Origin of the sequence: Spirulina sp. CCY15215 (assembly GCF_016888125.1) — a bacterium.
Classification (GTDB): Bacteria; Cyanobacteriota; Cyanobacteriia; order Cyanobacteriales; family Spirulinaceae; genus CCY15215.
Map to the genome: position 1 here is coordinate 24,695 of NZ_JACSWA010000341.1, position 11,553 is coordinate 36,247.

14 protein-coding genes are annotated in these 11,553 nt (G+C 43.0%); 8 read left to right on the forward strand and 6 right to left on the reverse strand.

The genetic code is table 11. The features are described from left to right. Nucleotides 1–58: 58 nt before the first annotated feature. The 4 genes from argJ to JUI58_RS07445 form a co-directional block, all read right to left on the reverse strand. Complete coding sequence (gene argJ, locus JUI58_RS07430; RefSeq protein ID WP_204103126.1) at nt 59–1,330, reverse strand: bifunctional ornithine acetyltransferase/N-acetylglutamate synthase; 1,272 nt, start codon at nt 1,328–1,330, stop codon at nt 59–61. An 85-nt stretch (nt 1,331–1,415) separates the two neighbouring features. Then, nucleotides 1,416–1,565 carry a hypothetical protein gene (locus tag JUI58_RS07435; RefSeq protein WP_204103127.1) on the reverse strand — a complete coding sequence of 50 codons (150 nt, stop codon included), beginning with the start codon at nt 1,563–1,565 and terminating at the stop codon, nt 1,416–1,418. Then, the gene (locus JUI58_RS07440) at nt 1,565–3,223 is read right to left on the reverse strand and encodes a hypothetical protein (RefSeq protein WP_204103128.1); all 1,659 of its coding nucleotides are present in this window, start codon (nt 3,221–3,223) and stop codon (nt 1,565–1,567) included. Before JUI58_RS07440 ends, JUI58_RS07435 begins: the two co-directional genes overlap by 1 nt. Continuing rightward, entirely contained in the window at nt 3,220–3,573 is a 354-nt protein-coding gene (locus JUI58_RS07445) for a hypothetical protein (protein ID WP_204103129.1), read from the reverse strand. The genes JUI58_RS07440 and JUI58_RS07445 overlap by 4 nt, the downstream gene beginning before the upstream one ends. A 172-nt stretch (nt 3,574–3,745) precedes the next feature. Here JUI58_RS07445 and JUI58_RS07450 point away from each other — a divergent pair, with 172 nt between their 5' ends. Both JUI58_RS07450 and JUI58_RS07455 read left to right on the forward strand, forming a co-directional pair. Continuing rightward, on the forward strand, nt 3,746–4,771 hold the full coding sequence (locus JUI58_RS07450; RefSeq protein ID WP_204103130.1) for a hypothetical protein: 1,026 nt from the start codon (nt 3,746–3,748) through the stop codon (nt 4,769–4,771). An 89-nt stretch (nt 4,772–4,860) separates the two neighbouring features. Beyond that, nucleotides 4,861–5,382 carry a DUF937 domain-containing protein gene (locus tag JUI58_RS07455; protein ID WP_204103131.1) on the forward strand — a complete coding sequence of 174 codons (522 nt, stop codon included), beginning with the start codon at nt 4,861–4,863 and terminating at the stop codon, nt 5,380–5,382. A 216-nt stretch (nt 5,383–5,598) separates the two neighbouring features. Here the strand turns inward: JUI58_RS07455 and JUI58_RS07460 are convergent, their stop codons facing one another. Continuing rightward, complete coding sequence (locus JUI58_RS07460; RefSeq protein ID WP_204103132.1) at nt 5,599–6,444, reverse strand: acyl-CoA desaturase; 846 nt, start codon at nt 6,442–6,444, stop codon at nt 5,599–5,601. A gap of 296 nt (nt 6,445–6,740) precedes the next feature. Beyond that, a complete protein-coding gene (locus JUI58_RS07465) occupies nt 6,741–6,884 on the reverse strand; it encodes a hypothetical protein (protein ID WP_204103133.1) in 144 nt (47 codons plus the stop codon). Here JUI58_RS07465 and JUI58_RS07470 point away from each other — a divergent pair. From JUI58_RS07470 to JUI58_RS07495, 6 genes are all read left to right on the forward strand, one after another. Beyond that, nucleotides 6,876–7,202 (forward strand): DsrE family protein, encoded by a 327-nt coding sequence (locus tag JUI58_RS07470; protein WP_204103134.1) that lies wholly within the window; start codon nt 6,876–6,878, stop codon nt 7,200–7,202. The genes JUI58_RS07465 and JUI58_RS07470 overlap by 9 nt on opposite strands. A gap of 29 nt (nt 7,203–7,231) precedes the next feature. Then, nucleotides 7,232–7,642 (forward strand): DsrE family protein, encoded by a 411-nt coding sequence (locus tag JUI58_RS07475; protein WP_204103135.1) that lies wholly within the window; start codon nt 7,232–7,234, stop codon nt 7,640–7,642. A 12-nt stretch (nt 7,643–7,654) separates the two neighbouring features. Beyond that, entirely contained in the window at nt 7,655–8,035 is a 381-nt protein-coding gene (locus tag JUI58_RS07480) for a DsrE family protein (protein ID WP_204103136.1), read from the forward strand. 36 nt (nt 8,036–8,071) lie between these two features. After that, the gene (locus JUI58_RS07485; protein WP_204103137.1) at nt 8,072–9,328 is read left to right on the forward strand and encodes a methionine gamma-lyase family protein; all 1,257 of its coding nucleotides are present in this window, start codon (nt 8,072–8,074) and stop codon (nt 9,326–9,328) included. Between the two features lie 29 nt (nt 9,329–9,357). Continuing rightward, nucleotides 9,358–10,899 (forward strand): DEAD/DEAH box helicase family protein, encoded by a 1,542-nt coding sequence (locus tag JUI58_RS07490; protein WP_204103140.1) that lies wholly within the window; start codon nt 9,358–9,360, stop codon nt 10,897–10,899. 17 nt (nt 10,900–10,916) lie between these two features. Next, the coding region (locus tag JUI58_RS07495; RefSeq protein ID WP_204103138.1) for an Rpn family recombination-promoting nuclease/putative transposase at nt 10,917–11,553 on the forward strand (637 nt) is incomplete at its 3' end.

Here is an 11,553-nt window from a genome sequence, read left to right on the forward strand (position 1 = left end):
CGCTCTCTAGCTGCATAAGTCCTAATTTTATCGAAATTTTATCGAAAAATAGGACTAACTAAGTTGTATATTCGGCATTAATTTTGACGTAATCGTAACTGAGATCGCAGCCCCAAGCCTTGCCGATTCCCGAACCCATGCCCAGATTGACAGCAATAATTAAGGGATTGTCCAAATGTTGAATTAATTTCCCCGTTTCCGTCGTCCCCGAAGATTTTGCGGCAATTTCTTTCATATAATTGCTGGCACCTTGTCGGTCAAAAGGCAACGGTTGCCCCTCTTCCATGAGCAGAAACTCCCCTAATTTAATCGTGAGGCGATCTTGATCGAAATTGACCCCCGCCCGTCCTGCGGCTCCAGCAATGCGTCCCCAGTTGGGATCGCGGCCGAAGATAGCTGATTTGACTAAAGATGAGCCAGCAACGGTTTTAGCCACTTGTCGCGCATCGGCATCATTAGGCGCACCGGAAACTTGTACTTCGATTAAACAAGTCGCACCTTCTCCATCTCGGGCGATCGCCTTAGCTAAATACTGACAGACTTCTGTGAGCATTGCTTCCAGTTTTTCCGCATCAGGTCCCATTTCCCGAATCGCCGGAGTACGAGATTGACCGTTAGTGAGGGCAAGCAGAGTATCGTTGGTGCTGCTGTCCCCATCGACAGTAATTTGATTAAAACTCTTATCGGCGGCACGACGGAGCATTTGCTGCCAAAGTTCAGAGGAAACCAAGGCATCGCAAGTCACAAAAGCCAGCATGGTGGCCATGTTGGGGTGAATCATTCCCGATCCCTTGGAAATACCCCCGATCCGCACGGGGCGATCGCCAAAAGTCGTTTCTAAAGCAATAGATTTAGTCACTAAATCCGTAGTCACGATCGCCTTAGCCGTATCTTCTCCACCTGTGGGAGATAGCGCCGATACTAACTTAGGAATTCCCGTGCGAAATGCCTCCATTTTCATGCGCTGGCCGATCACTCCCGTGGAAGCTAACAAAACACTATTGGGGTCAATGTTTAAGTTCTCACCAATTAAACGGGCGGTTTCAAGGGCATCCTGCAAACCCTGTTCTCCCGTAGCAGCATTAGCCTGTCCCGCATTACAGAGAATTGCCCGCGCAACGGCTTTCTTTTGTAATACCTTACGGCAATAGTCCACACAAGCTGCCCGGACAACAGATTGTGTAAAAACTCCGGCTGCGATCGCTTCTGTTTCCGAGACGATCAGTGCTAAATCTTTTGCCCCAGAAGGTTTTAACCCGGCGGTAATTCCTGCTGCGGTATATCCTTTGGGGGCTGTTACGCCGCCGTCTACCTGTTGCCAATCTGCCATATTAATTATCAACGATCGATTATCAACGATCAATTATCAATCATTGATTCTTAATTATCAATCCTCTTCTGTTATGCTTTCCCCATTATTCGCAACACCAGAGAGTGGCGATCGCGATATGAAAAAAAAGGAAAAGCGGTGCGATCGCTGGTTTAAGAAAATGAAGAGAGGCGATCGCACTACGAGAGGGATTCACAAAGGAAGGTTTTCTGCAATAAACCCCTACATGACTCATTAGATATTACTTTTTTCTGTTGTAAAAGCCTTAAGCCAAGATTTTAGTGTGTCAGCGCGTCGTTTTCCAGTTTCGTCTGACAGGGAAGGACAAACTTCCTTGACAAACTTAGATGCTCCTTCTGGTTCAATTTCTGCAAGAGTATTAACATTTTGCCAATTTAACCATGCCCAACCAACTTTTGAGGATATAAATTGATGTGCCAAGAAGCCTATTTTTTCTGTTTCTGATAAACGATGAAGAACACGACCTGCCGTTGTTGGTCGTTCCCGTTCATCTACAAGACCCAGAATTTCTACGGCTCTTCGATAGTAGGAAAATTGTCTAGGAGCAATTCCAAATATTTCTAAAAACTGTTGTCGTACAGTTGATAAAGATGAAGGATTTTGAATAAAGATCGATGCGAGTTCTATCACTCGTTTAAGATCGTTTGCTTGAGGGATATCACGAGATAAAACCCTAATTTGTGGTGTAACATCTTCACTGATAGGGACATCTTCGGTAGAGATACTTCTAATAATATGTAATTCTGGATTATTAGAAGAAACAGCTATATCTACTCTAAGATTATCTTCTTTGAGATTATTGACACAATCTCGCCAACTATTGACGACTAAAGATTCTTGAGCATTATCTACATATTTTATATTAGACAGAGATGCGATCGCATTTGCAAGGAATTCAGATTGATTTTCACCTAATGGAATATGAAGAATAACTGTCCATGACCCAGGAAAAGACCATACAGGTCTAAATCTAAGGAGTTTCTTTATATCATTTTCATCGACAATTTCTTGAAAGAATCTCTCTACTCTATCAATTATACTTGCTCTAATATTCCAAAAATTGTTATCATCGGCATTATCAATCCGAACAACGGCAGATAAACTCTTACTATCTAAAATTTGTCCTATTGCCGCCAGAGATGAAGTGATTAATCGCTGTATATTCTCCTTGACTCGAGCATGATTGCCATTTTTTAGATCGCGATCCAAAACTTGAGTATTGTATATTTTTTGAAGTAAATTTCCTCCCGCAGACCAAATATTATCATCAGCATATTGAGTTTTTTTTGCTCTTTTAAAAAATGTCTCTAGTTCTTCCTGCCATTCCTCTTGTAACTCTAGATTGTCAACCTGTTCTAATACAGTATCTGTAAGAGATTTAAGATTTTTCAGTTGTTTTTTAAGATGAGGTGCTTTAGCATAGTTATCTCCCCAAGTTGCCAGAAAATCTAGAGTCTGTTCAGCAATTAAAACATTTCCTGAAGACAGACTTACCTTCAAAAATGAGTCTAGTGCAGGAGTCAGTAAAGCAAAAATCGGTAATTCCCAATCTTCTACACAAGAAACCAGTCCAAGAAAACTGATTCTCGATGGACTATCAGGCGTAATATTAGAGCGAGATAAAACTGCGGCCAGGAATAACCAAATCACCTCATTATTAATAGAGATATCCGGTTTTAGCAGTTCCCGTCCCAAGACTCCTAAACCGATTTCTAAATCTTTTTGCGATCCTAATACCAGCAATGCAGCGAAATCTCGAACATTCACATCAACTTTGGTGAGATCGCCAAGAATTTTGACAACTTCTTCCCTCGCTCTGTCCATATTGTCAGAGTTTAAATATTGTTGTACTTTGGTCAAGATTGTTGTCATTTTTCTTGATTTACAGGAACAAAGGTAAGACCACTCCGAATTTCAATGTCAACACGGGCGTTGGCAACTTTACACTTAGGATCGCAAAATGAATGAGGTTGTGATTCTGGTCCGACTCCCCCTTGCTTGCTGGCGTTCTTAACAAAACGTCTCGCTTTACGAAAAGCCTTCTTACGTTCTGCTTTTTGGGACTCTGTACATTGTTCTTCTATTGTATCAAGAAATGATAAACCTTCTTGGTCTGTAACAGGTTTTTGTTGCGCCCAAGAATGACTATAGCCCCCCTTCTGCTGAATATCATCTCCTTGAGCTTGTACCCTGCCACGATAGGGTTCTGTTAAACTAGACACGAGCGAACCATACAATTTGGACTTAAGTATTAAACTAAATTCCTCTAGCCTCTGTCAAGTCGATCGCATTTTATCTGGCTTATTAAAGGGGACGGGAGGGGGATTTAGGAGAATCGAAGCGATCGCGCCTCTCCTGATATGCTATAAACATTGAATAATTATTCATTAACCCGTGACTCGTTTTCTCCATGACCAATTCGCCAAACAATACCTCAGTGAACTTCTTTCTCCCCTCGGTATCGTCGAAACTAGCAAAGATATTCACCCAGAAGGTCGCCAAATCGACGTTTTGTTTACTCCTTCCTCCTCCAACCCCAAACGCCGCCAAAACTTGGGCTTACTTGGACGATTAACCGCAACTCCCGCCCTTTTTGAACCATTCCGCAATCCCATTACTCAAAATGATGTTCGCACTTGTATGATGAAATTGTTCGTCCTACTGGCAGAATTAGAACGTGAGGAAAATCGCACCAAAATCCCAATAGGCGATCGCGAAATCCCGAAATTGTGGATACTCACTCCTACCGCTTCCCTCAGTTTTCTGCACAGTTTCTCGGCTGTAGCTTCCTCAAAAAAAGATGAACAAGGGATCTACTATCTGAGTACAAGCTGGAACACCGCAATTGTGGTGATTCACCAACTCCCGAAAACAACAGAAACCTTGTGGTTGCGACTATTGGGACGGGGAAATGTTCAAAAGCAAGCGGTCAAAGAACTCGAAGCCCTGCCAAAGGAAAACCACCTGCGGGAAAATGTTATAAAATTAGTACGAGAACTTATTGCTCTGTTAACCAAACGACAGAATCGAGAACGAGATTTAGATCGCGATGATAAGGAGTTAATTATGACTTTGACCCAAATGTATGAAGAAGCAATGGCAGAAGTTCGTCAAGAAATTCGCCAAGAAATTCGCCAAGAAGCAATGGCAGAATTCCTTCAACAAGGACTTCAACAAGGGCTTCAACAAGGTCTTCAACAAGGACTTCAACAAGGAAAAGAAGAAGGCCGAGGAGAGGGAGAGAAGGAGGCCACTCGCCGTTTAATTGAAAATATCTTCCGGGTTCGCTTTGGGGCGATCGATGACGAACTTGCCGCGATTATTGAACCCATTATGAAACTGTCTTCGGAAGAATTTACCCCCCTACTTCTACAGTTGTCTTGCGAGGAGTTAATTCAACGTTTTCGAGAAGAGGTGTGAGTGATAAAAGAGTGAAGCTCGCTTTCTCTCTCTCTCCACTGCTGTAATACTTTACAATATGGAATAATCAATAATTAAATTAAATTGCCATGAGCTTATTTAACGCTATTATCGGGGCGCTTGATAGTCCCGATCGCGCTGCCAGTCCCGACGGTATCGGGGCAATTCTCAATACAGTGCAAAGTCTCAGCCAAGGGACTCAAGCTAACCCAGAAAACCTACAATCTGCCATGTCTATTGTTGGCAAATACGTGCGATCGAGTTTGCAGGAGAAGCAAAATAACGAGGGAGAAGCAAATGCCCAAGCAATTGTCAATCAATTTAGCGGTACGAGTCCCAGTCCCCAGGTCGTACAGATATTGTTTAGTCACCCGCAAGTTGAACAAATTGCCGCAGAAGTCGAAAAGAAAACGGGTTTATCTGCCAATATGATTCAATCTATGTTGCCGAGTTTAGTGCCTCTGGTTTTGCAATTTCTCCAATCTGGAACCGATATGAGCAATCCCCAAAACACCAATTCTGTTCTCAATGCGTTTCTGGATGCCGACGGAGACGGAGACGTTGATATTGCCGATGCTATGCAAATGGCTTCTCGACATTTAGGAAAATAAATAAATTCAGGCCACCAATAAACTTCTTTTTTGTCTTTTTGAGGAAATAGAGGCGATCGCGGTGTCTTACCGTATTGGGGTCAATTTCGATCAAAATTTTGACCCCTAGTTCTTGGAAAACAGTCTTTAATCTAGACCCTGCGATCGTTAATACCTCCTTTTTCTTTTTCAGTTTGGTGAGGAATACACTCAGCCTTTAGAACTAACTAGAACTAACTAGGATGATGCGCGATCGCCAATCTTCGCCAAAGCAACTTCTGGAACCAGTTTGACATTTTTAGCCAAACCTACAATTTGTAATAAGCGAATCGTCATCCAAGTCAGATCGATTTCCCACCATTTCAACCCGTGACGGGCAGAATACTGATAAGCGTGATGATTGTTATGCCAACCTTCACCATAAGTCACTAAAGCAACCCACCAGCAATTCCGAGAGGCATCGTTAGAGTCAAAGGTGCGATAACCGAACATATGAGTAGCACTATTAACAAACCAAGTACAGTGAAAGACGATAACCAAACGGGCAAAAATACCCCAAATGACAAAAGACCAACCTCCCCACCAATACAACAACAAACCCAAAACAATCTGAAGGGGAATGAACGCATTATTTAAAAATCGGTACACGGGATCGTCAAGATCTTGGGTATAACGAGGAATATCTTGATCGGCAGGGATATCATGAAGCATCCAATCCATGTGACTCCACCAAAAACCCGCATTGGAATCATGGGGATCTGAAGAGGTATCAGAATATTTATGGTGAATTCGGTGCAATCCGACCCATTTAACTACACCTCCTTGACAAGCCAAAGTTCCGCAAAGCGCAAAAAAATACTCCAACCATTTTGGAGTCTCAAAACTGCGATGGGTAAGCAAACGATGAAATCCTAACGTAATTCCTAATCCTCCCGTAATCCAATGGAGAACAAGGGCGAGTCCCACAGCCTGCCAACTAAAATTTCCTGGTAGGAAAGCCAGCATCGCCAAAAGATGCAGGATTCCCATATAAATGATCGTCGTCCAATCCCAAGGCAGTTTGTTTGATGTTGCAACAGTCATGCAATAACCTAAAAAAGCGACACGACACAGTAGACTTCTGCTATTCCCAAGCACGAATTCTCAACTAATTCTAAAGTAAATTTTGATTTCTAAAACAGAAATGAATCATTAAAGATGCTATGGAAACGAAAAAGATACTATTCTTAATTGTTTATGGCATTGTCGCTCCGGTCAAGTAAAATCGCAAAAAAGTTTTGTACGGGAGGGAATCTTCGCGAAAACAGGGAATGGAGACGATCGCAATTCATCAGAAAATTGGAAAGTTTTCTTAAAATTGCGATCGCCCAATCGGGAGGCTAACCGCAAGCAATATCGGTGTTTTGCTGGCTTTTAGCCTTGATTTTGAGGGCGATCGGTTGCGAGATGATGGAAAAACGTCGTTTTTTGCTGTTTAGCTTGAGCGGTATGCCTAAAATATCAAGAGGACAAGCATGGCTCATTATTTAATTTTGGAATCCCGAGACCCTTACGATTCTGGAGATTGGCAGAATATGCAGCAAATTGCCCTCGATCTACAATCTCGGGGCAACAGCGTGACTTTATTTTTAGTTCAAAATGGCGTGATTCCTGCCCGTAAAGGCGATCGCCACTCCGGTCGCTTTGCTGAACTGAAACAATTGGGCATTACCATTCTAGCCGATGATTTTGCCCTCAAGGAACGGGCGATCGAGTCACTGGCGGAGGGTGTCAATTCGGCCAACATGGATCGCCTCGTTGAACTGTGTTTGCAGTCCGATACAAAAGCAATGTGGCACTAAACCCTTTAAAATTCATATCAGGAAAACTAATGACTGGAAAAACTCTTGCCCTCGCAATTATGGATTCTCCCTACGAGTCGGCTAATTCAACTACTGCGTTACGCATCATTCATAGTGCTTTAAGTCAAGGTCATAATGTGATGGTTTTTGCCTATGAAGGGGCAGTGAATTTAACGATGAAAGATCAAAAGCCTCACGCTAATTCTGTTAAAGGAACAAACCTAGAAGAGGAAAATCACCCTTTAACAAAGGATTGGATTGCTGCACTTTTTAAACTGGCTGAGGAAAAAGGTGTCACTTTAGATTGGGTGAATTGTGGTTTGTGTGTAGATGAACGCGGTGCGGGAAATTGGATTGAGGGTCCCCGTCGAGGGGCTCCAAAAGACTTTCTTGAAGCTGTCAAAAATAGCGATGGCACTCTTGTCATCCCCACGCGATAAAGGAGAAAATTAATGAAAATTTTAAGCATTATCGAATCGGCTTATCGAGGAACGATTGAAGAACAGGATGATACCATTCTTTGGTTAAATCATATTTTTCAAAATGGAGGGGCGGAAGTTTCGGTACTATTACGAGGGAATTCTGTTAATTATTTACTGAAAAACCAAGACGCATCTGGCTTACAGTTTGGGGAATGGAAACAAACCAATCCTCCTGAATTGGATCAGGATTTAACAGCTATGTTAGAAAAAGGGATTGCCATTTATGCTGTTGCCGAAGATGTGCGCGATCGCGGGCTTCCTCAAGATAAGTTTATTGCGGGAATTAAACTCATTCCCCTAGGAGAAGTCGCCGAACTTTGCGATCGCTTTGAACAAGTCTGGCATTGGTGATCTCAAATCATAATTAATAATAATTAATGATAATTAATGACAGATTTAGAAGTTCTGAGAGAGGCAGAAAAAGAACTCATACCGATATTTTCTCAAATTGACGCAGGAGTTAAGCAAAATCTTAAAAAGGTTTTGACTGCTTTTCGCAATCATCGGGTTGGGACTCATCATTTTGCTGGGGTAAGCGGTTACGGTCATGGGGATCTCGGAAGAGAAACCCTCGATCGCGTTTTTGCGGAGGTAATGGGGGCAGAAGCGGCAATAGTGCGAGTACAATTTGTCTCGGGAACCCATGCGATCGCCTCTGCATTATTTGGGGTCTTGCGTCCAGGAGATGAAATGCTTTCGGTGACGGGACAACCCTACGATACTTTGGAGGAAGTTATCGGACTGCGGGGAGGAGGTCAAGGCTCTTTAATGGACTTTGGCATTAGTTATCGTCAATTAGAATTAACTCAAGAAGGTGGAATTAATTGGGATGTTTTAAAAACAGCAATTTGGGACAAGACCAAACTGGTTTTAATTCAGCGATCGTGCGGTTATTCTTGGCGAGAAAGTCTTTCTATAGAAGATATTGCCAGAATTGTTCGTTTAGTTAAAAAACAAAATCCTGAGACAATTTGTTTTGTTGATAACTGTTATGGAGAGTTTATCGAAGAACGAGAACCAACGGCGGTAGGTGCAGATTTAATTGCGGGTTCTTTGATTAAGAATCCAGGGGGAACGATCGCCACAGGAGGGGGCTATATTGCAGGAAAAAAGGAGCTTGTGGAACTAGCAGCCTGTCGCTTGACGGCACCCGGAATTGGTAGTGAAGGAGGGGCGACTTTCGACCAAAATCGCTTGTTATTTCAAGGACTATTTTTAGCACCGCAAATGGTAGGAGAAGCAGTGAAAGGAAGTCATTTAATTGCTTCTGTTTTTGCTAAGTTAGGCTATCCGGTTAACCCCAAACCTTTACTTCCTCGTCGCGATACGATTCAAGCAATACGATTAGGTTCTGCCGATAAGCTGATTGCCTTCTGTAAAGCGCTGCAAGGGGTTTCTCCCATTGGTTCTTATCTGGACCCCGTTCCGGCGGCAATGCCGGGCTATGCCAGCGATTTAGTCATGGCTGGAGGGACATTTATCGACGGCAGTACATCGGAGTTTTCCGCAGATGGACCCCTGCGAGAACCTTATCTTGTTTTTTGTCAAGGAGGAACCCATTGGACTCACGTGGCGATCGCCTTGGAGGCTGCTATTGAGGCGATCGGGAAGTCTGGCTCTTGCTTGATACGAAAAAATCACTAAACTTTATACTATTCGTGTCTACTCAAACTATGCCGCGCCTTTCCAAATTAACCTACCATCGGGGAACCTTATTATTGCACCCACCCCCCAAGGGAAAAGCCTGGATCGAGTATGCAACCTGGGACGATCGCGTAGAGAAATTCCGCATTCCCGCGATGCACTATCGCCCCCTGATCGAAGCATTGCAAGGGGAAGGGACAAATTTTACCGATGAGGCTAAAGCATTTGTGCCTCTGGAGTTAACCTCAAGTAGTGTGGAAATGACTCCATACACCCACCAGCAAGAGGCATTACAGGCATGGAAAATGGCGGGACGACAGGGGGTAGTTGTTTTACCGACGGCTTCGGGAAAGACCTATTTGGCGCAATTGGCGATGCAGTCCACCCCCCGCAGTACCTTAATTCTCGTGCCGACTTTAGACTTAATGCACCAATGGTACGCCCAACTCGAGGCAGCTTTTCCTGATGTGGAATTGGGACTATTGGGAGGCGGATCTGGCGATCGCACTCCCCTTCTGGTTTCCACTTACAATAGTGCCGCTATTCACGCTGAAAATTTAGGCGATCGCTACGCTTTATTGATTTTTGATGAATGTCACCACTTACCCACCGACTTTTTTCGCGTTATTGCAGAATACGCGATCGCGCCCTATCGTCTGGGTTTGACAGCAACACCCGAGCGATCGGATGGTTCCCATCGGGACTTAGAAGGGCTAATTGGGGCGATCGTCTATCGTAAAACACCGGAAGAACTTTCTGGACACGCCCTCGCAAAACATAAAATTGTTGAAATTAAAGTCAAATTATCCCCCAAAGAACGGGAAACTTACGATCGCTCAATGAAGATTCGTAATGCTTTTTTGCGGGAATCTAATATTAGTTTAAGCAGTCTCAAAGGCTGGCAATTGTTCGTACAGGCTTCAGCGCGATCGCAAGCGGGCAGAAGGGCAATGTTAGCACATCGAGAAGCGAAAGATATTTCTCTTTGTACCGATGGCAAACTGCGAGTTTTAGCGGAATTAATCGCCAAGCACTATCCGGAAAGAACCCTTATTTTTACGAATGATAATGCAACAGTTTATCGCATTTCCCAAGAGTTTCTCATTCCTGCTTTAACCCATCAAACACCCGTCAAAGAACGCCACGGAATTCTGACGCAATTTAAAGAAGGAACCTATAAAATTATTGTTGCCTCTCACGTCCTCAATGAAGGCGTAGATGTTCCCGATGCTCGTATTGCTATTATTTTATCAGGAACGGGTTCAATTCGGGAATATATACAGCGTTTGGGACGAGTTTTAAGAAAAGGCACACAAAAAGATAAAGTGGCTATTTTATATGAAGTTGTTTCCGAAGAAACCAGCGAAGAACGAACATCAAAACGTCGTAAAGGAGATGAATTGCAAGATGTTAATCAAGAAGATTGGCAGAAACCTAAACCCAAGCAAAAATCAACAGAACCGAAACACAAACAGTTAGAAATTGTTAGCGATCGCCCTCTTTATGATGTTCCCGATCGCACCACACCTAAAGCCGCAGAATCTAAGGAAAGCTACGACACAAAAGAATAAATTAAGAGGTAAAATTCATGCAAAAACAAGCAAACATTGACCACGATCGCTTATTTAAAGAATTACTAACGGTCTTTTTCGTAGAATTCATCGAATTATTTTTCCCTGAATTACGAGAATATCTCGATCGCAACTCCGTAACCTTTTTAGACAAAGAAGTATTTACCGATGTGACCAGAGGAGAAAAATACGAAACAGATTTAATTGTGCAAGTTCGTTTTGCCAAACAAAACTCCTACTTTTTGATTCATATCGAGAATCAATCCTCCTTTGAAACAGCATTCAATCGCCGAATGTTTCGCTATTGTTCCCGCTTGCATGAAAAATTCAACCTCCCTATTTACCCCATTGTTATCTTTTCCTATGATCGCCCCAAAAAAGCCGCAACAAATCGCTATCAAATCGCCTTTCCAGACTTTCAAGTTTTGCAATTTAACTATCGAGTGATTCAGTTAAATCGCCTCAATTGGCGAGATTTCTTAGATCGGCAAAATCCCGTCGCATCGGCACTTATGGCCAAAATGAATATCGCCACCGAAGATAGGCCAAGAGTCAAGGTAGAATGCTTGCGACTGTTAGCAACATTACGCCTCGATCCAGCACGAATGCAACTGATTTCCGGTTTTGTGGACAGTTATTTAAAATTAAACGAGT